This window comes from Rhodococcus sp. 14C212 (assembly GCF_011058195.1).
GTDB classification, from domain to species: Bacteria; Actinomycetota; Actinomycetes; order Mycobacteriales; family Mycobacteriaceae; genus Rhodococcus; species Rhodococcus aetherivorans.
This window is the reverse complement of record NZ_JAALEH010000027.1, coordinates 24,175-46,592: the sequence shown is the minus strand read 5'-3', so window position 1 is coordinate 46,592 and position 22,418 is coordinate 24,175. Positions and strand designations below refer to the sequence as shown.

Below are 22,418 nucleotides of genomic sequence, written 5' to 3'. Positions count from 1 at the left end.
CGGATCCGAACCGAGATTCGCCCGGCCCGAAACGGACACGCGGCGGCACTCCTGCGAAAGAGTACCGCCGCGTTCGTCCGAATTCGCGCCGTTTGTCGCGGTGCTCGCGGCACCGGACGGTTCAGTGGGCCCGGTTCACCGCCGAGACCACCGCGCGCAGCGACGCCGTCGTGATGGACGGTGCGATTCCGACGCCCCAGACCAGGGCCGAGACGCCGTCGGGCCGGGTCACGTCCGCCTCGACGTACGCGGCGGCGAGGGCGTCGTCACCGGCCGACATGGCGTGCTCGGCGTAGCCGCGGACTGCCACCTGGTAGCCCAGGGTCTCCAGGGCGTCGACGAAGGCGGCGAGCGGGCCATTGCCGGACCCGCTGATCTCCTGTTCCTTGCCGTGATACTTCACGACCGCGGTGACGGTGTCGGTGCCGTCGTCGGTCTCGGCCGCGGCGACCTTCTGCCGGATCCGCTCGAGCGGGGTGATCGGGGTCAGGTACTCCTCGTGGAAGATGTCCCACATCTCCTTGGGGCTGACCTCGCCGCCCTCACCGTCGGTGACGCGCTGCACCGCCTGGGAGAACTCGATCTGCAGCCGCCGCGGCAGGTTCAGGCCGTGGTCGTGCTTCATGATGTACGCCACGCCGCCCTTGCCGGACTGCGAGTTCACCCGGATCACGGCCTCGTAGCTGCGGCCGACGTCCTTCGGGTCGATCGGCAGGTACGGCACCGCCCAGGTCAGGTCGTCGACGTCGGTGCCCGCCGCGTCGGCGTCGGCCTTCATCATGTCCATGCCCTTGTTGATGGCGTCCTGGTGGCTGCCCGAGAAGGCCGTGTAGACCAGGTCGCCGCCGTAGGGATGCCGCTCGGGCACGGGCAGCTGGTTGCAGTACTCGACGGTGCGGCGGATCTCGTCGATGTTGGAGAAGTCGATCTGCGGGTCCACGCCGCGGCTGAACATGTTCAGGCCCAGGGTGACCAGGCACACGTTGCCAGTGCGCTCGCCGTTGCCGAACAGGCAGCCCTCGACGCGGTCGGCACCGGCCTGGTAGCCCAGCTCGGCCGCCGCGACGCCGGTGCCGCGGTCGTTGTGGGGGTGCAGCGACAGGATGATCGAGTCGCGCTTGGCCAGGTTGCGGTGCATCCACTCGATCGAGTCGGCGTACACGTTCGGCGTGGCCATCTCGACCGTCGCCGGCAGGTTGATGATCACGGGGTTCTCGGGTGTCGCGCCCAGGGTGTCGACGACCGCGTCGCACACCTCCTTGGCGTACGACAGTTCCGTGCCGGTGTACGACTCGGGGGAGTACTCCCACCGCCAGTTCGTGTCGGGGTGGTTCTTCGCCTCCTCGAGTACCAGTTCGGCCGCGTCGGTGGCGATCTTCTTGACCGTCTCCTTGTCCGCCTTGAACACCACGCGGCGCTGCAGGATCGACGTCGAATTGTAGAAGTGGACGATGGCCGTGTGGGCCCCGGCGCATGCCTCGAAGGTGCGCTTGATCAGCTCCGGGCGAGCCTGCGTCAGCACCTGGATGGTGACGTCGTCGGGAATCGCGTTGTCCTCGATAATCTCTCGGACGAAGTCGAAATCGGTCTGGCTCGCCGACGGGAAGCCGACCTCGATCTCCTTGTAGCCCATGCGTACCAGCAGGTCGAACATGCGCCGCTTGCGGGCGGGGCTCATGGGGTCGATGAGCGCCTGGTTGCCGTCACGCAGGTCCACGGCGCACCAGGCGGGCGCCCGGTCGATGACCTTGTCCGGCCAGGTGCGCTCCGGCAGCGTGACCGGCTCGACCTCCTCGGCGAACGGCCGGTACCGGTAGGTCGGCATCGAGGAGTTCTTCTGCGTGTTCCACGCCGGCTGATCGGCGGGGGCGGGCTTGCTCGGCGGCGTGATCGTGCGCGAGCCGGAGGTGAATGCGTCGGCGGGTGACATGACGTAGCTCCAAAAAATGGGGACCGGTGAGTCCGGATGAGGATACGACCGGCGCGACAACACCCCGCGACGGGAAGCCGGTCTGGTCAGATCCCGCCGCGGCGGCCGAGGAGAAGCGCGCGCTGCATGCCAGGCAGTGTACTCGCTGGCCCCGCCGCAGCCCACCCGGGGATGCGGGAATTCCGCCGCCGGACCGAGCGGAGCAGGCCCTACGACCGTGACCCGATCGAGACGGAGGGCGCTGTCACGAGCCGCGTGGATCCAATACGTTGACCTCATTCGTCACATAGTCACCATTGGTCACAGGAGTTTCAGAAAAGACGCATTTCGGTCACTCGACAGGGAGGAACAGGTATGAGCGCGGTCCGGTCGGCGACGACGTTCTCCTCGGCGCTGCTGCTGGCGCTCGGCTGTGCGGTCCCGTTCGCCGCCACCGCCCGCGCCGAACCCTGCGGGAATTCCGGACCCGGAAGCAGCGGCTTCGGCAGCAGCAACCCCGGTGCCGGGACACCGCAGGGACCGCTCCCGACGATCACCTCCGGTCCCACCCGCACCGTCGCCTGGGTCACCGGGCCGCGCAGCCCGAACCGGACCGACACCCGGTTCTCCGTCTCCGGTACCGATCTGGGAATCATGTGGGACAACGGTGAAACCGGCCCCGGCCGCCAGGTGCTCGCGGCCTTCGGCGACACCTTCGGCGACTGCTCGGTCGAGGGCGACGAATGGCGCCGCAACATCCTCATGCGCAGCGCGGACACCGATCTGTCGGATGGCATCGCCGTGCCCGACCCCCGCCCCGGTGATCGCTATTCCGGCGCACCGGTGCTCGCCTCCGACCCGAACTTCGCCCGTGAGATCCTCGGCAGCATCGGTATCGACGGGGTCGAGACCACCGTCGTGCCCACCGCCGCCATCTCCGTCGCCGGCACCCAGTACATCAACTTCATGTCGGTGCGCGCCTGGAGCGATCCGGGGGAATGGTGGACCAATGCCTCCGCCCTCGCGTATTCGACCGACAACGGTGAGACGTGGACCGTCGACCCGGCCGCCGCGCGAGTGAACACCCCCGTCGAGGTCCCCGGCGTCCAGCAGCTGGCGACGGGCAACAGCAACTTCCAGCAGCACGCGTACGTGAAGCACGAGGGCTACGTCTACGACTTCGGCACCCCCAACGGCCGCTTCGGCCCCGCCTACGTCTCGCGTGTGCCCGAGGCGCAGATCCGCGACCTCACCGCCTACGAGTTCTGGACCGGCACCCACTGGGTGCTCGGCGGGATCGATGCGGCGGTCCCCGTCGTCGATGCCCCGGTCGGCGAGATGTCGGTGCACTGGACGGGCAGCACCTTCGTCATGCTCTACGGCAACGAGGAACGCGGGCAGATCGAGATGCGCACGAGCGCGCGGCCGGAGGGCCCGTGGAGCGCACCGCGGGCGGTCGTCACCAGTGCCCAGATCGGCGGCCTGTATGCGCCGTACATTCATCCGTGGTCCAGCGGCAACGACCTGTATTTCGTCGCGTCACGCTGGAGCGACTACAACGTCATGCTGCTGCGTACGACCGTCGCGGGATGAGCCGCCCGTCCGGGCTCAGCCCCCGTGACGGATCGTCTCGCGCGGCTCGGCATAACGGACGGTCTCGTACCCGATGAGGACGAGCAGTACCGCCACCAGGAGGCCGAGGGTCGCCAGCGCCGGGACGTGCCCCACCGCGGGAACGAGTGCGAGCAGGACGGCCGCCGTCGTCGCCCGGGGAACCTCGACGCGACCGGTCGCGTAGGCGCGGAAGAACACCAGGGCGAGGAGATAGAGCGCGGCCCCGCCGTACAGGCCGGTCAGCGGCCAGCCCTGAAGGGGGTCGGTGAGCCGATGATGGTTCCCGTCCCCGACGTAGGCGAGGATCTTCTTCAGGCCCAGCGAGAGCATGACGATGCCGATCACCATCGGCAGGTGCGCGTAGCTGTAGCAACGCTGGGCGATCCGGATCAGCCGGGGCCCCGTCGCCGCGTCGAAGGCCTTCTCGACGGCCAGGGACGTGACGTCGAAATACGCCCACCACAGCAGCGCCGAGACGGACAGACCCAGCAGGGACGCGACGATGATCGCCCAGGAGATCGGCAGCGCCGCGACGCCGATCCCGATCGAGACGATCGACTCACCGAGGGCGACGATCACCATGAGTCCGTGCCGCTCCGCGAAGTGGCTCACCGAGCGGAGCCGCCATCCGGTGCCTCCGGCCAAGGTGCCGAGGTAGTCGCCGGCCAGGGCGAGGATCCACAGCACCGTCTGCGCGGGTCCGGACAGCTGCGACGCGATCAGCAGGAACGCCGTCCCCGCCAGCATGCTCGGAAGGAATCGGAGCACCTGCCGCCGCAGCTGCGGATCGTCCCGGCTCAGGACGAGGAACGTCGACAGGTGGATCAGGCGCACGGTGAAGTAGCCGACCGCGAAGATCACCGGTCCGTCGAGGCCGCCCGGCATGTCGTCGAAGGCCTCGGGAATCGTCAGGGCGACGACGAACACGGCCCCCATCGCAGCGAACATCACCACTCGCATGAGGCCCTCGTCGGCGCGCGCGAGATTGCCCAGCCACGAGTACCCGACCCACACCCACCACAGCACCGCCATGACGAGGGCGGCGCGCAGCACGTCGACGCCACTCGTGTCCACCGCCATGAGATCGGTGACCCGGGTCAGGGCGAAGACGAACACGAGATCGAAGAACAACTCGATGGGGGAGGCGGAGGAACGTTCGTCCACCGCTCGGACGTGGAGGCGTCTGCCGATGCTCACGCCGGAGATGCTCTCACCGCCCGAGACCGCTGTCACGCCCGACGATTCCGGTCCTCGCCGGAGGTCGCTGTCGGTCGGCTGCCGGCCGCCGGGGCAGGTCGAGCCCCGTCCCTCCAGGCCGCATCGGTAAGCTGGTCCCCTGGACTTGCACCCAAGACCCCGGAGGTTCGCCAGCGTGGCACTCGTCGTCCAGAAGTACGGAGGATCCTCGGTCGCGACGGCCGAGCGGATCCGGCGCGTCGCTGAACGGATCGTCGAGACCAAGAAGGCGGGCAACGACGTCGTCGTCGTGGTCTCGGCGATGGGCGACACCACCGACGAGCTCCTCGACCTCGCCCAGCAGGTGTGCCCGGCGCCTCCGGCGCGGGAGATGGACATGCTGCTCACCTCCGGTGAGCGGATCTCCAACGCCCTGGTCGCGATGGCGATCCACTCGCTCGGCGCCGAGGCGCGGTCGTTCACCGGCTCGCAGGCCGGCGTGATCACCACGAGCAGCCACGGCAACGCCAAGATCATCGACGTCACCCCCGGCCGCGTCCGGGCCGCGCTCGACGAGGGCAGTATCGTCCTCGTCGCCGGCTTCCAGGGCGTGAGCCAGGACAGCAAGGACATCACCACCCTCGGCCGCGGCGGATCCGACACCACCGCCGTCGCCCTGGCTGCGGCGCTGAACGCCGACGTCTGCGAGATCTACACCGACGTCGACGGCGTGTTCACCGCCGACCCGCGCATCGTCAAGGACGCGCAGCGGCTCGAGAAGGTCTCGTTCGAGGAGATGCTCGAGCTCGCGGCGTGCGGCGCGAAGGTGCTTATGCTGCGCTGCGTCGAGTACGCCCGCCGCTACAACGTGCCCGTGCACGTTCGTTCGTCGTACACCACCAAGCCCGGCACCATCGTGTCCGGATCGATGGAGGACATCCCCGTGGAAGAGGCTCTGATCACCGGCGTCGCGCACGACCGCGGCGAGGCCAAGGTCACCGTCGTCGGCCTGCCCGATACCCCCGGCTACGCCGCGAAGGTGTTCCGCGCCGTCGCCGACGCCGAGATCAACATCGACATGGTGTTGCAGAACATCTCCAAGGTGGAGACGGGCAAGACCGACATCACCTTCACCCTGCCCAAGAGCGACGGCCCGCGCGCCGTGGAACTGCTGAGCAAGCAGCAGGAGGAGATCGGCTTCACCCAGGTGCTGTTCGACGACCACATCGGCAAGGTCTCGCTCGTCGGCGCCGGCATGAAGAGCCACCCGGGCGTCACGGCGAAGTTCTGCGAGGCCCTCGCGGACGCGGGCATCAACATCGACCTCATCTCCACGTCGGAGATCCGTATCTCGGTGCTCGTCGACGACACGGAACTCGACGACGCGGTGCGCGCCCTGCACGCCGCCTTCGAACTCGGCGGCGAGGAAGAAGCCGTCGTCCACGCCGGAACGGGACGGTAATCGCTGTGACCACTCTCGCTGTTGTCGGTGCCACCGGACAGGTCGGCATCGTCATGCGCGCCCTGCTCGAAGAGCGCAACTTCCCCGCCGACACGGTGCGGTTCTTCGCGTCGGCCCGCTCGGCCGGCAAGAAGCTGCCGTTCCGCGGTGAGGAGATCGTCGTGGAGGACGCAGCGGCGACCTCCGACGAGGATCTGAAGGGCATCGACATCGCCTTGTTCTCGGCGGGTGCGACCCTCTCGCGCGCGCAGGCGCCGCGGTTCGCCGCCGCCGGCGCGACCGTCGTCGACAACTCCTCGGCCTGGCGCAAGGATCCCGAGGTTCCCCTCGTCGTGAGCGAGGTGAACCCGCAGGAGGCGAAGAACCCGCCGAAGGGCATCATCGCCAACCCGAACTGCACCACCATGGCCGCGATGCCGGTGCTCAAGGTCCTGCACGACGAGGCCGGACTGCAGCGGCTGATCGTCTCGAGCTACCAGGCCGTATCCGGCAGCGGCATCGCCGGCGTCGACGAACTGCTCGGCCAGGCGCGCGCCGTCATCGGCGATGCCGAGAAGCTGGTGCACGACGGCAGCGCCGTCGACTTCCCGGCTCCGGACAAGTACGTCGCGCCGATCGCGTTCAACGTGCTGCCGCTCGCGGGTTCGCTCGTCGACGACGGCAGCGGCGAGACCGACGAGGACCAGAAGCTGCGCAACGAGTCCCGCAAGATCCTCGGACTGCCGGACCTGCTGGTGTCGGGTACCTGCGTGCGCGTGCCGGTGATCACCGGCCACTCGCTGTCGATCAACGCCGAGTTCGAACGCCCGCTGTCGGTGGAGCGCGCGAAGGAACTGCTCGCGAACGCCCCCGGCGTGCGCCTCGTGGACGTTCCGACACCGCTGCAGGCCGCGGGCCAGGATCCGTCGCTGGTGGGCCGGGTCCGTCAGGACCCGGGTGTGCCGGACGGGCGTGGTCTGGCGCTGTTCGTCTCGGGTGACAACCTGCGGAAGGGCGCTGCCCTCAATGCAATTCAGATCGCCGAGCTGCTGGTGTAGGTTCTTCGGACCCTCGAAGGGGAGGTTGCCGCGACACGTCGCCGGCAACCTCCCCTTCGGCGTTCTCAGTGGGCCGTGGACGCATAGGTGCGTCGTTCCTCTTCCCGGGTCGCCGCCGCGACGTCGGCGGACTCGTCGGCGAGGTACGCGGCGCCGCCGACGAGCATGATGAGCGCGCCCGCGATCCACGCGGTCCAGGCTGCTCCGTCGCCGGCGAACTGTCCGATCCAGGGCGAGATGAACAGGATCAAGCCGACGACGGACAGGGACCAGTGATCCTTGGTGGGGTCGCGGGCGATCAGCGACCACAGGGCGTAGATCGCGGCGATGGCACCCAGTCCGAGAGTGACACCGGAGCCGACGGGGGTGGTGTCGAACCACACCGATGCGGTCATGGTGACGATGCCCAGGATCAGGGCGATCGTTCCGGCCGACGAGTTCGAGATCTTCATGTGCGCACCTCTCTTCGAATCGCTACATGTTGCGTAGCTACATCAAGTGTAGCGCTGTTGTAGGATCGTCGTAAGTCGAGACAGCGGACAGGAGTGGCGCATGCGGCCAGGTGAGGGGACTGCCACGCCGGAGGAACGCATCGCCGACGCCGTGCTCGAACTGCTTCGTCGCAAGGGACCCAAGGCGGTGACGATCGAGGCCGTGGCCGCACACACGGGCATGGCCCGCACCACCATCTATCGCCGCTACCGCGACAGGGACGAGATGCTCACCGCGGTGATGGAGCCGATTGCGCAGCCCTCGTCGCCCGATCCGGACGCCACGGCGCACGAAGTACTGAGGTGGCTGGCCGAGCAGTCCCTGCGTTCGGTCGACGGGGGCGTCGGCTTCGGCGGCCTCGCTGCGCTGGTGACCGATGCGGATCCCGCGTTCACCGGTCTCATCCGCTCGGTGCTCGTGCGCCACCGCAGTACCTTGACAGAGGTCGTGCGACACCACATCTCGCGGGGAATTGTGCGAGCCGACCTCGACGTCGAAACGTTCCTGGACTGCATCGTCGGCGCCTACTTCGCGGAACGGGCCCGAAGCGGTGACATCGACGCCGACTGGAACGAACGGGTCGCGCAGACACTGCTGCCCGCGTTCGTGCAACCGTAAGCCGTCCCGAAACGAGCGAATGTACCCTTCAGCTTCGTAGATCGACAGAAGGGTACATTCGCTCGACTGCAGGCGGCGGCCGCTACTCGAACATGCGGTAGACCGCCTCGACGACGACGGCGGGCCGCTCGCTGCCCTCGAGCTCGATCATGCCGTCGATCGTGATCTGCACGCCGCCCTTCGGCAGCTTCTCGAGCGACTTCAGCGTGGCGTTGAGGCGGACCTTGCCGCCGGCCGGAACGGGGTTGGTGAAGCGGACCTTGTTCAGGCCGTAGTTGACGGCCATGGTCACGCTGTCGACCTTCAGTACCTCGCTCCACATCGGGATGATCAGCGAGAGCGTGAGGTAGCCGTGGGCGATGGGGCCGCCGAAGGGGCTTTCCTTCTTCGCCCGTTCGACGTCGAGGTGGATCCACTGGTGGTCGTCGGTGGCGTCGGCGAAGGTCTGGATGCGGTCCTGCTCGACGGACAGCCACGAGCTGACGCCGAGCGGTTGCCCGACGAGTGCCTCGAGATCGTCCAGGGTGGCGACGTGGGTGGTGGCGGTGGCGGGAATGGTCATGGGAACTCCTCGGTTCGCAGGTACCGACGTCAGCGCTCGATGCCGAGAACGCGCAGCGCGTTCTGCTTGAAGATCATCGGGGCTACGTCGGGTTTGATGTCGAGAGTGGCGAAATCGTTGCGCCATCGATCCACTTGGATGACCGGGAAGTCGGATCCGAACAGCACCTTGCGGCGCAGCATCGTGTTCGCGGCCTTGACCAGTTGCGGCGGGAAGTACTTCGGCGACCAACCGGAGAGGTCGAGGTAGACGTTGGCCTTGTGGGTGGCGATGGAGATCTGCGCGTCGACCCACGGTACCGCGGGGTGGGCCATGACGATGGTCAGGTCGGGGAAGTCGGCGGCGACGTCGTCGAGCAGCATCGGGTCGGAATAGCGCAGCTTGATGCCGTGCCCGCCGGGCAGTCCCGCGCCGATGCCGGTCTGCCCGGTGTGGAACAGGGCCGGCACCTGTGCCTCGACGAGGGCCTCGTAGAGCGGGTAGAAGCGCCGGTCGTTGGGCTCGAAGCCCTGCATGCTCGGGTGGAACTTGAAGCCCTTGACGCCGTACTCGTCGACCAGGCGGCGCAACCGCTTGACGGCAGCCTTGCCCTGCAGGGGGTCGACGGAGCCGAACGGGATGAGCACGTCGTTGTTCTCGGCGGCGAACTCGGCGATCTCCTCGACCGAGTTCGGGGCGTGCCCGGTGGCCGACTGCGCGTCGACGGTGAACACGACCGCGGCCATGTTCCGCTCGCGGTAGTGCTCGGCGATGGACTTGATGGTGGGGGTGCGCTCCTCGCCGGACTTGAAGTACTTCTCCGACGCGGCCATCAGTTCGTCGTCCATCGAGCGATGGCCGCAGCCGTCGACCTCGACGTGGGTGTGGATATCGAGGGCGTCGATCTTGTCGAAGTCGATGCCGTACTCGTAGCGGCTCACTTGGCGAGCACCTCCTCGGGGAATTCCTCGCCGACGGACTCGACGCGGTCGGCGAACACGATGGGCCATTGGGCGGCGACGTCGTCGGCGGAGAAGCCGCCGTCGTGGAAGGCGGTGGCGGTCAGCTGCGGGTGCGACCACAGTGCGAGGCGATCCCCGCCGACGGAGAACGCCTGACCGGTGATGTCGGCGGCGTCGTCGGAGGCGAGGAAGGCGATCAGGCCCGCGACGTCCTCGGGGGTGCCCATCCCGACCTCGCGGCGGATGACCGCGGGCAGTTCGCCGGTCTGCCTCATCTGCTCGATGTAGGGCGCGAAGATCGGCACGGTCTCGGTCATCGCGGTGACGGCAACGGGGCACACGGCGTTGGCGGTGATGCCGGCGCGCTGCAGTTCCATCGCCCACGTGCGGACCATGCCGACGACGGCGGCCTTGGCGCCGGAGTAGTTGGTCTGGCCGAAGTTGCCACGCTGGCCGGCGGGGGAGCCGATGGCGATGATGCGCCCGCCCTCGCCCTGTTCGCGGAAGCGCAGCACGGCCTCGCGCACGCACGTGAAGGTGCCGCGCAGGTGCACGTCGATCACGGCGTCGAAGTCGTCGTCGGTCATCTTCCACAGCACCTTGTCACGCAGGATGCCGGCGTTGGTCACCATCACGTCGAGGCGGCCGAAGTGCTCGACCGCGGCGGCGACGAGCTTCCGAGCCGTCTCGGTGGGACCGACGGGGGCGACGACGGCGACGGCGCGTCCGCCCGCGGCGGTGATCGTCGCGACGGCGGCATCGGCGGTGGCCTGGTCGACGTCGTTGATCACGACCGCGGCGCCGTGGCGGGCCAGCTCGGTGGCGTAGGCGAGGCCGAGGCCCTGTCCGCTACCGGTGACGACGGCGACTTTGTTGCTGAGGTCCACGAGATCCTCCGTTGCTCGAGCTGATGTACTCCCAATCACATAGGAACATCTACTATTGAAAATGTCAACGATTGAGGAACTGCTACCCTGAGGGTCACGACGAAAGGCTGTCGGAATGGAACGTCGACGCGTCCTCGAGGACGACCTGGGATTTCTGCTGACGCGTGCCAGCGCGATGGTGGTGCGATCGGTGAACGAGGCTCTCGCCCCGCTCGGGCTGCGGGTGCGCCCCTACACGGTGCTTTCCCTCGCGTGCGACGAACCCTCCGGGGTGGCGCAGCGCCGCATCGCCGCGGACATGGGACTCGACCCCAGCCAGATCGTCGCGATCGTCGACGAACTCGAAAGCCGCGGCCTCGTGGCGCGCACCGCGGATCCGGGAGACCGGCGCAACAAACTCATCGTCGCCACCGACGAGGGGCGAAAGCTGTGCGACGAGGCGCGCCGGCTCAGCGAGGAGGTGTCGGACCGGCACTTCGCCGGCGTGGACCCGGCTCTTCTCACCGAAATGCGCAATGTGCTCGGCCGCATGGTTTTTCCCGAGTCGGTGAACTCGGTCTCCTGAATCGTGCGCGGTCGGCTCGCCACGTCCGTGTGAGTCGAGCGCGGTGACCACGGCACGGCGTCACTCCGGCTCGTCGTCGGAAGGAGCAGGGCAGGGCGGAAGGGAGCAAGCGACAGCGAGAACCTTGACGGCCGCTGCCGAGGGGGCAGGAGAAAGGACGTGGTCGTGCCGGCGCGAAGAGGTGCGCCGAACGACATGGCCGGGAGAACTCGCCGGCGCGTCCTCTGGCTCCTTGTGTCGAGGGGGCGCTCTGGAATCCAGAGCGCCGCGGGTGTCACCTGCGCCAGAACAGGTGTGCGTCACGCCGCTCGGGCTGGGCACGACCTCGAGGTGGAACCGGTCGAGTAGCTCATCGGGTGACTCCCGGAGTCGTACTCCGGATCCGAGCTGCACCTGCGAGACCGCCACGTGCACGGTGCCGACGAGGTCGGCCTCGAGGAACTGCCGGACGATGGTAGCCCCACCACCGAGCCGGACATCCTTGCCCCGCGCCACCGCCCGCGCCCGCTCGAGGACCGTGCCCGGGTCGCCGTCGACGAAGTGGAACGTGGTGTCGGAGAGGGTGAACGACGGGCGCGTGTGGTGGGTCAGCACGAACACCGGAGTGCGGAACGGGGGGTACTCGGGGGCATGAGATGCACAGGTTCACCGAACCGACCCCCATCCCTCCTGTGGCATCCATCGCAGCCCGACGTGGTTCACAGGTCGGCACAGCCGGTACCACCCCGGTCTCGGTGGGGCGCCCATTGCCGTCGTCGAGGACGACGTTGCCGTGGTGCTCGACGCCACCGACGAATCCGCCGATCGCGCACCGAGGCCGGTCACGGCCGTGCTGGTCGCATCCTCCTCCGCGCCTCGAACGTGCGCTGGAACGATCCCACCGTGGTCCTGGACCGACGCGCGGACAGCACGGTCACGGTCGCGGGCGCGCTCGCCGAACCGGCCGAGTGGGATTGGAATGCCTGGCCGTGGATCGCCGACGACTGCGCGCTGCGGTGCGGCCTCCATCTGCGAGCTCGCTATCCCGAACTCGTCCGCCGGTACTGAGTGCTGTCTCCGTTGTCATGACACCCACCGCCGCTGAGTGCTGCCGACTGGGTTCTCGTCGCGCCTGTCCCATTATCCTCACGATCGAGCGAAGACGGAGGCGAGGCGGTGGATCGCTCGGGCTCGGGCCAGCCGGGGGAGGTCGCTACCGTCTCTGACGTGGGTGCCGTCCGCGCCGAGTTGGTCGATGACGTCGCGGGCCCAGTCGATGTCGGTCGGGGTAGGGCTCAGGGCGCGGTTGATGACGAGGGCCTGCTCGGGGTGCATGCACAGCTTGCCCGACAAACCCATGGTGCGGGTCACGGCGAGCGCGTCGGTGAGCGCGTCCTCGGCGGTGGTGAGTGTGGGGCCGTCGATGGGGCCGGGCAGTCCCGCTGCTCGGCTCGCGACCACCAGTCGTCCCCGCGCGTAGGACAGGGCCGGTGCGAGGTCGGCTGCGCCGGTGTCGCGGCGGAAGTCGCCGCTGCCGAAGGCGAGCCGGAAAGTTGGTTCTGCGGACGCGATGTCGTAGGCGCGTTCGATGCCGAGTGCCGACTCGACGAGTGCCAGGACGGGGGTGCCGGCAGGTAATCGTGTGGAGGTCTCGGTGACCTGTTCTGCCGATTCGCATTTGGCGAGCATCACGCCCAGCAGTCCGGGCGCTCCCTCGAGTGCGTCGAGGTCGCGGTTCCAGTCCTCGCTTCCGGCGGGGTTGATTCGGACCCAGCCGGTGCCGCCGCGAGTGAGCCACAGGTAGAGGGCTTCTCGTGCCGCGGGTCTCGCGGAGGGGACGACACCGTCTTCCAGGTCGTACACGACGGCGTCCGCCGCTTCGGTGCGTACGTCACCGAGGTGCCGGCTGTGGGCTGCGGATACGAGCAACCACGATCGGGCATCGGCGGCGGGGACGACGGGACGGTTCGGGGGCTTCGGTGCCATGGGCGGTCCTCCAGGTAGTCGGCGGTGTTATCGGGACAGCCATCCACCGTCGACGGACAGGGCGGTGCCGGTGACGTAGGTGGACGCGGCCGACGCGAGGAAGACAACCGCGCCGGCGAGGTCTTCCGGCCGTCCCCAGGTGCCGGTGGGGATGCGGCGCAGCATGTTCTCGGCCCGGGTGGGGTCGTCGCGGTGGGCGGCGGTGAATTCGGTTTCCATGTAGCCCGGGGCGATCGCGTTGACGCGGATGTGGTGGGCTGCCCACTCGTTTGCCAAAGCGCGTGTCAGGCCGAGGATTCCGTGTTTGGAGGCGGCGTAGGACGGGACCTCCATCCCGCCCTGGAACGAGTTGACCGATGCGATGTTGATGATGCTGGCGGCGGCGTTGTCGTCCAGGGCGGACTGCGCGAAGGCCTGGCTGAGTAGGAAGGGTGTGGTGAGGTTGAGGTCGAGCACCGCCGACCAGTCCGAGGGTGTGGTTTCGGTCGCGGGACCACGGCGGATGATGCCGGCGTTGTTGACCAGGATCGTCGGATGCGGGAACTCGGCCTTCGCCCAGGAGACGAGGTCTGCCGCCGATTCGGGGGTCAGGCCGCTCAGGTCGGCGGTGCGGGTCGCGCAGTGGACTCCCCGGGCGCGTACTTCCTTGGCGACCTGATCGAGTTCCCCGATGTCGACGGCGACGACGTCGGCTCCGGCCTCCGCGAGGGCGATGGCGAGCGCACGGCCCAAACCGCGCGATGCCCCGGTCACGATGGCCGCGTTGCCGTCGAGTCGGAACAGGTCCAGGACCGGGGTGTGGACAGGGGCGTTCATGCGAGAGCTCTTTCTGCTCGGATCGGAAACGAAACCTTTTGGCCGGGCCGGTGTGCGGATGAGCACCGCACACCGGCCCGGCGGCGTTGTCAGTTCCGGGTAGCCTCGTCGAGGACCCGGTCGTGGACGAGGGAGGTGCGGGCGGTTTCCTTCGCGGCGATCACGGCGATGATGGTGATCACGGCCAGGACGGCGAGGTAGATGCTGACCGCGATCGTGTTCTTCTCCTCCACGGTTCCCAGCAGTGAGACTGCGATGACGGGGGCCAGACCGCCGGCGAACACCGAGGCGAGTTGGTAGCCGAGGGAGGCGCCGCTGTAGCGGACGCTGGTGCCGAAGAGTTCGGAGAACATCGCCGCCTGTGGCGCGTACATCAGTGTGGTGAAGATCAGGCCGATGAAGATGGCCGCCGCGATGATGGTCTGATTGCCGGTGTCGATGAGGGGGAAGAACACAAATCCCCATATGCCGGCGCCGAGTGCGCCGGTGAAGTAGAGGGGCCGACGGCCGACTCGGTCGGACAGGGCGCCGATGAGCGGCGTGAGGAAGAATTGGGCGACGGAGGCGATGAGCACACCGGCGATCGCGGCACTCTTGGGCATGTCCAGGTAGGTGACCATGTATGTCATCACCACGACGGTGAAGATGTAGTACGAGGTGTTCTCCACCAGTCGCAGTCCCATGGCGATGAGCACCTCGCGCGGGTACTTGCGCAGGACTTCGATGATGGGGGCGTGTTCGCTCTTGTGGTTTTCGAGGGCCCTCTTGTTTTCGGCGAAGACGGGGGATTCCTCGATGCTCAGACGGATCCAGAGGCCGATCAGGACCAGTACCGCACTGAGCAGGAAGGGAACTCGCCATCCCCAGGAATCGAAGGTTTCGTCGCTCTGGACCATCGCCAGCACCCAGAGCACCACCGCGGAGAGGAGGTTTCCGAGAGGAACGCCGGCCTGGGTCCACGAGGTCCAGAATCCGCGGCGGTCGTTGTCGCCGTGTTCGGCGGCCATGAGCACTGCTCCGCCCCATTCTCCTCCGACGGCGAAGCCCTGCAGGAGCCGGCAGGCGATGAGCAGTATCGGTGCGGCGATGCCGATGCTCGCGAAGGTCGGCAGCAATCCGATGGCGAAGGTCGCGGCGCCCATCATGAGCAGGCTGACGACCAGCATCTTCTTGCGGCCGAGTTTGTCACCGTAGTGACCGAAGACGATGCCGCCGAGCGGTCGAGCGAAGAATCCCACCGCGAAGGTCGCGAACGCGAGCAGGGTGGCCGTGGCAGGTTCGTTGTCGGGGAAGAACAGGGGTCCGAAGACGAGCGCGGCGGCGGAGCCGTAGAGGAAGAAGTCGTACCATTCGACGGCTGTACCGATCATGCTGGCGAAGGCGACCTTGACGATCGACGTGCGCCCGGCCGCGTGAGTAGCTGGTTCGACAGCGACATCGGAACTGGACATGGCGTGGCCTTTCGGGACAGGGGTGGGGTCCGGTGTGGTCATGGGACGAGCACGACCTTCATGTCGTGGCCGGCCGCGGCACGTTCGAGTGCCGAAGCCGCGTCGGTGAGGGGAATCTCGGTCACCAGCTGCGGCCACGGTGTCGGGTCGACGGCCATGGCGGTGGCAGCGGCCCGGTAGTCGGCCTTGGTCGATCCGTAGCTGCCCTGCAAGCGAATCTCCTTGCGGGTGACGGCATTGAAGTCGATCGGTCCGGTGCGGGCGAACAGGCCGACGACGGAGATGGGGCTGCCGGGGAGGACGGCAGCGATGGCGGCATCGAGCGCCGCGGTCGAACCGGAGGCGTCGACCCAGGCGGTAGGGGTGAACGGCAGGTCGTCTCGTTCGGCGATCACGGTGCGCAGACCGAGTGTGCGGGCGAGCGGCAATCGCCCGTTCTCGTCGTTGTCGACTCCTGAAAGTACGACGTCGTGGCCTCGCTGCGCGAGGACGAGAGCAGCCATCGTGCCGATCGGTCCGGGTCCGGAGACCACCACCTGGGTGGGGCCCCCACCGGCGTTCTCGATGTGCGCGACAGCGCGGCAGGCGACCGAGAGCGGTTCGGTCAGGGCCAGTGTCGACGCCGGCAGGTCGCGGTCGACCTCGACCAGGCGGACCTCGGAAACGACGAACGACTCGGCGGCGGCGCCGTCGAAGGACAGCCCGAGGACAGTGCGCTGGGGACAGATCTGGCGGAATCCGCGCTCGCACAGCGTGCATACCCCACAGCCGTCTATCGCCACGGGCACCACGCGCTTGCCGAGCCAGTTCGGGTCGACACCATCACCGAGAGCTTCGACGTATCCGACCGCCTCGTGTCCGAGCACTACCGGGGGGCGGACCCATTCATAGCCGGTGTCGTGACGCCAGGCGTGCACGTCGCTGCCGCACAGGCCGCAGGCCTCGGTGCGAACCCGCACCTGTCCCGGGCCCGGTTCGGGCTTGGGTAGATTCTGCACGCGGACGTCGCAGGGGGTGGCACTTTTCTTGGTGAGAGCTCGCATGGGGAAACCTGTACTTTCGCCCGCGGGCGGGCTCAGGGCTGAAAGAGGGTGAAATGCCGGCGGACGCCGCCCCCGCGTGCGTAGAGCACTCGGTTTAGGTTGGGCCATGTCGGGCGGTGTCCGCCGGAGCAGTGTCAGCGGATGAAGTGGTCGACGTAGTCGGCGCCGAGACCGACCGTCTCGTAGTGGGCGCGGGCCTTGTCGATCTTGCTGAAGACGTCCTCGATGCCGACGGTGTTGCCGTCGACGTCGACGTAGATGTAGGCGCCGCTCACGTGGAACAGGGTGGCCATCTCGGTCACGTCTTCGGGGACCTCGAGGGTGTGGATGTCGCCGGGCGGCTCGAAGGCGTAGGTGCCCTCTTCGGCCCACCAGTCGTATTCGAGGTAGTGCCAACGGCCACGCAGGGTGAACGCGTGCACCGCGCCGGCGTGCCGGTGGCGGGACAGGATTCCCGAGCGGCGCACCCGCAGGATGTTCACGAAGTAGCCCTGGCTCGCCGACAGCACCAGCGGGCGGAACTCGACGTCCTGGGACTGTGGGACCCACAGCCGCTCGTCACAGTCGAGGTCCAGGGCACCCGGAACGATCAGGTCGTCACTCATGCCGTACGGCTTGGGTCCCGTGTACGCGACCGCGGCCTCGTCCTTCATCTCAACGGTGGAACTCATGATGCTCTCCTTTCGCTTAATCGCATAAGTCACGGTACATCTCTGTGTTCCAGCGCACAAGCCCCAAAGATTCGGGGAGCGATTGCACGTTCACCTGGTGATATGCGCGCGGGACTGCGCTCGTACAGGGTGACTCGAGTCCGCCATGCCTGTAAGTCAAGGTGGTTAACCGAATCAGCCGGACATAGTGCACGCCGTGCCGGGAAGTCCTGACCTGCATGGAGCGCTTAACCGACTAAGCTTTCGGTATGGCTGATGTCTCCCACCCCCCGAGCGGGGACCGTCGCCGCGGAGGGCGTCCTCGCCGGGTGACGATGAGCGATGTCGCTCGTCAGGCAGGGGTGTCCTCGGCGGCAGTCTCCTACGCGCTCAGCGGGGCGCCGGGGGTGAGCGAGGAGCGACGTCGACGGATTCTCGCCATTGCCGAAGAGATGGGATTTCGGCCCAGCAGAATCGCCCGGGAGCTTCGCTCCGGTACCACGAAAGCCATCGGACTGCTCCTCGCCGACATCGCCAACCCCTTCTACACCGAGGTCGCCGGCGGTGTGGTCGCTGCCGCCGCCGAGGAAGGCTACGAGGTGTTCGTCTCCCATGTCGGCGTGGACGGCTCCCGCCAGGCCGATGTCGCACTGGCCCAGGTCGATCGAAACTGCAGCGGCCTGATCTTCACCTCGCTCGTCGCCGACGACAAGCCGCTCCTCGACAAGCTCCGGCACGAGAACATCCCCGTGGTGCAGCTCTATCGCAAGGTCGAGGACGAGCCCTCCGACTGGGTCGGTATCGACGACTGTTCCGCCTCGTTCGAGATGGCTTCCCATGCCGTCGCCACCGGCCGACGCAAAGTCGCGATCCTCGGCGGTCCCGACACGTCCAGTGTGTCCGTCAACCGCATGGCGGGATACCGCGACGCCCTCACCAAAGCAGGCCTGCAGGCGATCAACGAACCAGACGTGTGGGGCGAACTCACCCGCGCATCCGGGGCACTGCGCGCACGGGCGCTGTTCGCCGAACACCCCGAAACCGATGCGATCGTCTGCGGCAACGACCTGATCGCCCTCGGTGTTCTCGACGTCTGCCGAGAAATCGGCAAGCGCGTGCCCGAAGATGTGGCCCTGACCGGTTTCGACGACATGAGTTTTTCGAGCGCAGGCCCCTTGCAGCTGAGTACCGTGACGGTGCCGCGGGACCTGATGGGGCAACGAGCCGCCCGCATGCTCATCCAACGGATCACCGGCGACGAGAGTCCCCCACGAAACGAGCTACTGCCCTACAGCATTCAGGTACGGGATACGACCGCCCGCCGCGGATAGTCCGCGAACCGGAGCATCGTAGCGATCCCGGCTGAGGGCTTCGCACCGCCGAATGGGCGAACCGATGCGCAGGCATGGTCGAACGAGGGCGGGAAGTGTCCTTATGGACACTCCCCTTGTATGTGGTCGGAGATCTGCGGAAGCTGGATGAGGTCGTCGGCGCGGAGGGCGGATGGCGCACCCACCGGCACGAGCAGGCGCCCCGAGGGCGAACCCAGGAAGGCCGTGCCGTGGGTGGTACGGGATTTCAGTGTGCGGCCGTGTACTCATCGACGAGCGACTGGGGCAGTCGACCGCGGGCAGGAACCTCGTAGCCGGCCTCGATGGCCCATTGTCGAACTTCTTTGGAATTCGGCGAACCAGAGCTGGTCGGTCGGGCCGTGCCGCCTCGCCGCTTGCGTCCTCCGACGCGGGTGGCATGTGCGGTGTAGTAGTCGATCTTCTTGCGGAAGTCCCGGGCGTTCTTCTTGTTCAGGTCGATGGTGTATTCGACTCCATCGAGGGCGAAACTGATCGTCTCCCCTTCGGTCTCCAGCAGGGTTCCATCGATGTCGTCGAATGTCTCGACGACTGTTCTGCGTGCCACGTGTGGACCTCCACTTTCGGCGCTTCGCAACCAACTGAAAGTACTCTATCCCCAGCGAAGGGCGACTTACTGCCGGTATCGCTCGATGGGATCTACTCTCGTGACCAGGTGCCGGTAGTTGCCACCTTCGGTTGGTCGTTCGGTACCCAAAGAAGAATCGCATTCGAAAGCTCTGGATTACGCACAGGCTCACGGCGCCGGCCTCGAGTGGGCCCGCGCCGCCTTCTCCCGCCTCGGTTTCGGCAATTCCACGGACCGCCATCCCAGTCGAAGGGGGTAGGGCGAACCGTTTCGAGGCGGCGCACGCGCGGATACACGACCCGTCATATCCCGTGGGGTGCTGCATTGCTGACCGAGTTCTGAAATATCTTGTGCTACAAGATTATTTGTGCATGATGATTTGTCTCCGTCGACGCAATGAAGTCACTGGCTCGTTTCGCGCCGAAGAATCGATCGTCGTCCGGATAATGAAACCTGGGGTCGCTCGTTGGTGAACGCGTGACTGGCATCGAGAAGGCTACCGGCACGGTGCAGAGCGATTCTGCAGGGTCGGGGGGCAGTATCACTTGTCCGCTACCTCTCCGGATCCGGCGCCCATGCGGCATGCACTACCGGCTCGTCGGCAAGCATTCATAGGCGGACTTCGACAATCTCAGGTCCCCGGTATTCGATGTCGACCACGACTCGGGGGACGAGATCTACCCGTTCAGTGCCGGTTGAGATGTCTCGGCACCTGACATGGGTGAGTGTGCCGGATTCGACTGCCTCGGCGACGGGGCGCGGCTCGCCGATCAGCCGCGCTTGTCCGTGAAACAGACTGCCGGGAAATAAGATCGGCCGACCAGCACGACCGCTGGTACCTCTTCTGGCATGGGGACTGGTGGAGCTACGGTGGTCGATGCGCGGCATGGCCTGACGGACGGTGGGCGGTGCCGAAGCCGCGCAGCTTGTCGGGGCCAGGACCGGCGGCACATCCTCCAGGTCCTCGAGCAGCACGGCGAACAACCGCGGGGCTGTCACCGGGTTGCGGTGCGAGGGGATGCGGTACGCAAACTGGGCCGAATCCTCCGGCAACGCTGTCGTTGGCCACCCGCATCGTGCACTTCGTTGGTGTCGACGGCGCAGGTCCGTTACAAGAAAATCGGCTCGTACGGGGCCTGCTGCTGCTCTGTCGTCCGTTGAGCAACCCACATTTCGATCCTCTCCGAGTCGCTCTCGGCCCCCCATGCGCGGAGAGCGTCGGCGGCGACCAGAAGAGCGTCCGACGACATTGTCGCCAGAAGATCTTCGGAGGCGGTTTCGCGTTCATGTTGTGCACATGCGCTGGCGGGAAGTCCGGTCATGGGAATCCTCTTTCCGCTCAATGGATGGTTGGCAGTACATATGGATCAGTCGAGCGCACCCAGTTCGCACTCAGGGGAGTTCGGTGGTCAGCGCACGCGGCGCAGCAGGGAGCTAGGGCGTGGCCGCCGCCGATGCACACGCTGACGATGCCGAGTTCGCGGCGCACCAGGCCCTTGGCCACCCGCAGGGTCAGGATGCCGCCGGTCGCACCGACCGCGTGGCCGAGGGTTGATCGCCCCGCCGTGCGGGTTGATCCTGGCCGGGTCGAGCTTGGCGCCCCGGATCACCGCGACGGCCTGCGAGGCGAACGCCTCGTTCAGCTCGATGGTGTCGATGTCGGCCGGGGGGTACAGCAAGTTCGCCTCCCTTCGGACGCGCGAGGCTCGAGTGCGTTCCTACAGGGGAGTCGCCCGGCGGGAGTATTCGCCGGCAGGTCAGATGGTCAAGCACCATTTCTATGTCGGCGAGCCGAGTTCCTGCCACTCCGGGCTCTCGGGCAGTTCCAGGGAAAGGGCCCGGTCGAGGAGAACAACGGCGACGGCCAGTATCCAGGACATAGGGGTGACGAACAGTTTGGACATCAACGTGCGGCTCCAACCTTTGCGGTGCGCGGTCATCCGCCGAATGCACCCTCGAGGCGAGAGCGGGAAGCGGAAGTGGCGCCCCGGCCGAGTAATTGGGCGCCGCATCTAAGAGTATATTATCTATCCTGCTTGTCCGCAACAAGATCCTGATGCCGGCATTCGAGATCCGATCGCCATTACTGTTCGGTGAACTCACTCGCCCGGACCTGTCTCGATCGCCGTGTCGAGGCGCCCGCGCCGGGCTTACCTCGTCAGCACGTGGGCGTAGTCGGCGTCGAGCGCCATCCGACGGTCGGGATCGACACCGCGGTGATCTCGTCGGCGCTGCAGGTAATCGCTGGAGGCGAACAGGCCTTGGACATGGCCTGAATCGGGATAGCTTCGGCTCGAACGACTTTGCCGACCGCCGTTGGGGATATACTATAAATAACACACCATGGGGTGGTGAAATCTACAAGTAGCTACCTGCCGTGCTTGTCGCCGGGATGCTACGGACCGACGTGAGGATGGACTGTGACCAGCACATATGAGGTGTTCGCCCTGCGTTATGCCACGCTGCCGTGGACTCACAGCAAGGCGTATCACTGCTACGGGGTGTACGGGGAGGAGGATTCGTCCTGCGACCTGGATTACTACTTCTGGCTGGTCCGCAACGGCGACCGGACCGTCCTCGTCGATTGTGGTTTCGACGACGAACGCGGCGGGGCACGGAATCGGTTGCAACAGACCAGTCCGCTGGAGTTGCTGTCCCGGATGGGAACTCGTGCCGAGGATGTCGATCACGTGGTGCTCTCGCACATGCACTACGACCACATCGGCAACATCGACCTGTTCCCGAACGCCACGTTCAGCATCGCGCGCGCGGAACTCGAGTATTGGACCGGACCGTACTCCGATCGTCCCACCATCGCCTGGCCGGTCGAGAGCGAGGAGATCCGGATGGTGCAGCAGTTGGCCGGTGAGGAGCGCCTGGAGCTGGTCGAGAATTCGCATGAGCTGTTCCCCGGACTCGTGCTGACGAAGGTGCCGGGCCACACCCCGGGGCAGCTCGTCGCGGAGGTGAACACCGACGGGGGGCGGCTCGTCCTCGCCTCGGACGCCGTGCACTTCTACGACGAGATGAATCTGGACCGTCCGTTCTCGACCTTCCACGATCTCGCCGCGATGTACCGGAGCTACGAGATGTTCCGTGACCTGGACGCCCGCGCCGACACCCTCGTCGTACCGGGCCACGATCCGGACGTCACCCGGAAGTTCGAGGTGGTCGCCGACCAGTGCATCGACCTGACCAAGCCGGTGGACCTGGACGATCGGACACGCTCGGAGAGGGAACTGGCCGGCGCGGCTCACCGCCTCGCCCAGCGGCCGCGGCACTGCTGAGGCAG

General features: G+C 67.0%; 21 protein-coding genes and 2 pseudogenes. 8 read left to right on the top strand and 15 right to left on the bottom strand.

The window, feature by feature from the left end; translation table 11 throughout:
* Positions 1 to 121 precede the first annotated feature (121 nt).
* Complete coding sequence (leuA, locus tag G6038_RS14320) at positions 122 to 1,930, bottom strand: 2-isopropylmalate synthase (RefSeq protein ID WP_165038522.1); 1,809 nt, start codon at positions 1,928 to 1,930, stop codon at positions 122 to 124.
* A gap of 354 nt (positions 1,931 to 2,284) precedes the next feature.
* Here leuA and G6038_RS14315 point away from each other — a divergent pair, with 354 nt between their 5' ends.
* Entirely contained in the window at positions 2,285 to 3,502 is a 1,218-nt protein-coding gene (locus tag G6038_RS14315) for a DUF4185 domain-containing protein (protein WP_165038521.1), read from the top strand.
* A gap of 15 nt (positions 3,503 to 3,517) precedes the next feature.
* Here the strand turns inward: G6038_RS14315 and G6038_RS14310 are convergent, their stop codons facing one another.
* On the bottom strand, positions 3,518 to 4,720 hold the full coding sequence (locus G6038_RS14310) for a low temperature requirement protein A (protein ID WP_165038520.1): 1,203 nt from the start codon (positions 4,718 to 4,720) through the stop codon (positions 3,518 to 3,520).
* A gap of 175 nt (positions 4,721 to 4,895) precedes the next feature.
* Here G6038_RS14310 and G6038_RS14305 point away from each other — a divergent pair, with 175 nt between their 5' ends.
* Both G6038_RS14305 and G6038_RS14300 read left to right on the top strand, forming a co-directional pair.
* Positions 4,896 to 6,161 carry an aspartate kinase gene (locus G6038_RS14305; RefSeq protein ID WP_165038519.1) on the top strand — a complete coding sequence of 422 codons (1,266 nt, stop codon included), beginning with the start codon at positions 4,896 to 4,898 and terminating at the stop codon, positions 6,159 to 6,161.
* 5 nt (positions 6,162 to 6,166) lie between these two features.
* Positions 6,167 to 7,198, top strand: a complete 1,032-nt coding sequence (locus G6038_RS14300; protein ID WP_165038518.1) for an aspartate-semialdehyde dehydrogenase — start codon at positions 6,167 to 6,169, stop codon at positions 7,196 to 7,198.
* Between the two features lie 65 nt (positions 7,199 to 7,263).
* Here the strand turns inward: G6038_RS14300 and G6038_RS14295 are convergent, their stop codons facing one another.
* Positions 7,264 to 7,650, bottom strand: coding sequence for an SPW repeat protein (locus G6038_RS14295; RefSeq protein WP_165038517.1), 387 nt, complete (start codon positions 7,648 to 7,650; stop codon positions 7,264 to 7,266).
* 100 nt (positions 7,651 to 7,750) lie between these two features.
* On the opposite strand from G6038_RS14295, the gene G6038_RS14290 reads away from it, so the two are divergent.
* Positions 7,751 to 8,308, top strand: coding sequence for a TetR/AcrR family transcriptional regulator (locus G6038_RS14290; RefSeq protein ID WP_165038516.1), 558 nt, complete (start codon positions 7,751 to 7,753; stop codon positions 8,306 to 8,308).
* 82 nt (positions 8,309 to 8,390) lie between these two features.
* Here the strand turns inward: G6038_RS14290 and couM are convergent, their stop codons facing one another.
* The 3 genes from couM to couN are packed head-to-tail and all read right to left on the bottom strand — an operon-like array spanning position 8,391 to position 10,698.
* Positions 8,391 to 8,870 carry a p-hydroxycinnamoyl-CoA hydratase gene (gene couM / locus G6038_RS14285; RefSeq protein ID WP_165038515.1) on the bottom strand — a complete coding sequence of 160 codons (480 nt, stop codon included), beginning with the start codon at positions 8,868 to 8,870 and terminating at the stop codon, positions 8,391 to 8,393.
* A gap of 29 nt (positions 8,871 to 8,899) precedes the next feature.
* The gene (gene couO / locus G6038_RS14280) at positions 8,900 to 9,790 is read right to left on the bottom strand and encodes a 4-hydroxyphenyl-beta-ketoacyl-CoA hydrolase (RefSeq protein WP_165038514.1); all 891 of its coding nucleotides are present in this window, start codon (positions 9,788 to 9,790) and stop codon (positions 8,900 to 8,902) included.
* On the bottom strand, positions 9,787 to 10,698 hold the full coding sequence (gene couN / locus G6038_RS14275; RefSeq protein WP_165038513.1) for a 4-hydroxyphenyl-beta-hydroxyacyl-CoA dehydrogenase: 912 nt from the start codon (positions 10,696 to 10,698) through the stop codon (positions 9,787 to 9,789). Before couN ends, couO begins: the two co-directional genes overlap by 4 nt.
* 115 nt (positions 10,699 to 10,813) lie before the next feature.
* Between couN and G6038_RS14270 the strand changes: the two genes are divergently transcribed.
* A complete protein-coding gene (locus tag G6038_RS14270; protein ID WP_165038512.1) occupies positions 10,814 to 11,263 on the top strand; it encodes a MarR family transcriptional regulator in 450 nt (149 codons plus the stop codon).
* 274 nt (positions 11,264 to 11,537) lie between these two features.
* Here G6038_RS14270 and G6038_RS14265 read toward each other — a convergent pair.
* A pseudogene (locus G6038_RS14265) lies at positions 11,538 to 11,881 on the bottom strand (deaminase); the annotation flags it as partial.
* Positions 11,882 to 12,145: 264 nt separating this feature from the next.
* Between G6038_RS14265 and G6038_RS14260 the strand changes: the two are divergent.
* Positions 12,146 to 12,310: a hypothetical protein gene (locus G6038_RS14260; protein ID WP_165038511.1), complete on the top strand. Its 165-nt coding sequence runs from the start codon at positions 12,146 to 12,148 to the stop codon at positions 12,308 to 12,310.
* Between the two features lie 78 nt (positions 12,311 to 12,388).
* Here the strand turns inward: G6038_RS14260 and G6038_RS14255 are convergent, their stop codons facing one another.
* The 5 genes from G6038_RS14255 to G6038_RS14235 all read right to left on the bottom strand — a co-directional run bounded on the left by G6038_RS14255 (position 12,389) and on the right by G6038_RS14235 (position 17,209).
* Positions 12,389 to 13,228, bottom strand: a complete 840-nt coding sequence (locus G6038_RS14255) for a CoA ester lyase (protein WP_165038510.1) — start codon at positions 13,226 to 13,228, stop codon at positions 12,389 to 12,391.
* Between the two features lie 27 nt (positions 13,229 to 13,255).
* On the bottom strand, positions 13,256 to 14,044 hold the full coding sequence (locus tag G6038_RS14250) for an SDR family oxidoreductase (RefSeq protein ID WP_206024716.1): 789 nt from the start codon (positions 14,042 to 14,044) through the stop codon (positions 13,256 to 13,258).
* A gap of 89 nt (positions 14,045 to 14,133) precedes the next feature.
* Entirely contained in the window at positions 14,134 to 15,495 is a 1,362-nt protein-coding gene (locus G6038_RS14245) for an MFS transporter (RefSeq protein WP_165038509.1), read from the bottom strand.
* 38 nt (positions 15,496 to 15,533) lie between these two features.
* Entirely contained in the window at positions 15,534 to 16,538 is a 1,005-nt protein-coding gene (locus tag G6038_RS14240) for an alcohol dehydrogenase catalytic domain-containing protein (RefSeq protein ID WP_165038508.1), read from the bottom strand.
* Between the two features lie 134 nt (positions 16,539 to 16,672).
* On the bottom strand, positions 16,673 to 17,209 hold the full coding sequence (locus tag G6038_RS14235; protein ID WP_165038507.1) for a 2,4'-dihydroxyacetophenone dioxygenase family protein: 537 nt from the start codon (positions 17,207 to 17,209) through the stop codon (positions 16,673 to 16,675).
* Between the two features lie 314 nt (positions 17,210 to 17,523).
* Here G6038_RS14235 and G6038_RS14230 point away from each other — a divergent pair, with 314 nt between their 5' ends.
* On the top strand, positions 17,524 to 18,519 hold the full coding sequence (locus G6038_RS14230; RefSeq protein WP_240918487.1) for a LacI family DNA-binding transcriptional regulator: 996 nt from the start codon (positions 17,524 to 17,526) through the stop codon (positions 18,517 to 18,519).
* Positions 18,520 to 18,766: 247 nt separating this feature from the next.
* Here G6038_RS14230 and G6038_RS14225 read toward each other — a convergent pair whose 3' ends face one another.
* The 3 genes and pseudogenes from G6038_RS14225 to G6038_RS31870 all read right to left on the bottom strand — a co-directional run bounded on the left by G6038_RS14225 (position 18,767) and on the right by G6038_RS31870 (position 21,030).
* Positions 18,767 to 19,105 (bottom strand): Lsr2 family protein, encoded by a 339-nt coding sequence (locus G6038_RS14225; RefSeq protein ID WP_165038505.1) that lies wholly within the window; start codon positions 19,103 to 19,105, stop codon positions 18,767 to 18,769.
* Between the two features lie 1,430 nt (positions 19,106 to 20,535).
* Positions 20,536 to 20,793, bottom strand: a pseudogene (locus tag G6038_RS14220) (acetyl-CoA C-acyltransferase); the annotation flags it as partial.
* 111 nt (positions 20,794 to 20,904) lie between these two features.
* Positions 20,905 to 21,030: a hypothetical protein gene (locus G6038_RS31870; protein ID WP_276613847.1), complete on the bottom strand. Its 126-nt coding sequence runs from the start codon at positions 21,028 to 21,030 to the stop codon at positions 20,905 to 20,907.
* 516 nt (positions 21,031 to 21,546) lie between these two features.
* Between G6038_RS31870 and G6038_RS14215 the strand changes: the two genes are divergently transcribed.
* The gene (locus G6038_RS14215) at positions 21,547 to 22,413 is read left to right on the top strand and encodes an N-acyl homoserine lactonase family protein (protein ID WP_165038504.1); all 867 of its coding nucleotides are present in this window, start codon (positions 21,547 to 21,549) and stop codon (positions 22,411 to 22,413) included.
* Positions 22,414 to 22,418: the final 5 nt, after the last annotated feature.

Excerpts from the sequence above, each read along its gene's own strand:
- G6038_RS14255 (WP_165038510.1), bottom strand. The coding sequence starts at position 13,228 with ATGGCACCGAAGCCCCCGAACCGTCCCGTCGTCCCCGCCGCCGATGCC.
- G6038_RS14230 (WP_240918487.1), top strand. The coding sequence starts at position 17,524 with ATGAGCGATGTCGCTCGTCAGGCAGGGGTGTCCTCGGCGGCAGTCTCC.
- G6038_RS31870 (WP_276613847.1), bottom strand. The coding sequence starts at position 21,030 with ATGTCCAAACTGTTCGTCACCCCTATGTCCTGGATACTGGCCGTCGCC.
- G6038_RS14295 (WP_165038517.1), bottom strand. The coding sequence starts at position 7,650 with ATGAAGATCTCGAACTCGTCGGCCGGAACGATCGCCCTGATCCTGGGC.
- G6038_RS14235 (WP_165038507.1), bottom strand. The coding sequence starts at position 17,209 with ATGAGTTCCACCGTTGAGATGAAGGACGAGGCCGCGGTCGCGTACACG.
- G6038_RS14240 (WP_165038508.1), bottom strand. The coding sequence starts at position 16,538 with ATGCGAGCTCTCACCAAGAAAAGTGCCACCCCCTGCGACGTCCGCGTG.
- G6038_RS14315 (WP_165038521.1), top strand. The coding sequence starts at position 2,285 with ATGAGCGCGGTCCGGTCGGCGACGACGTTCTCCTCGGCGCTGCTGCTG.
- G6038_RS14245 (WP_165038509.1), bottom strand. The coding sequence starts at position 15,495 with ATGTCCAGTTCCGATGTCGCTGTCGAACCAGCTACTCACGCGGCCGGG.
- G6038_RS14290 (WP_165038516.1), top strand. The coding sequence starts at position 7,751 with ATGCGGCCAGGTGAGGGGACTGCCACGCCGGAGGAACGCATCGCCGAC.
- couM (WP_165038515.1), bottom strand. The coding sequence starts at position 8,870 with ATGACCATTCCCGCCACCGCCACCACCCACGTCGCCACCCTGGACGAT.
- G6038_RS14250 (WP_206024716.1), bottom strand. The coding sequence starts at position 14,044 with ATGAACGCCCCTGTCCACACCCCGGTCCTGGACCTGTTCCGACTCGAC.
- leuA (WP_165038522.1), bottom strand. The coding sequence starts at position 1,930 with ATGTCACCCGCCGACGCATTCACCTCCGGCTCGCGCACGATCACGCCG.
- G6038_RS14270 (WP_165038512.1), top strand. The coding sequence starts at position 10,814 with ATGGAACGTCGACGCGTCCTCGAGGACGACCTGGGATTTCTGCTGACG.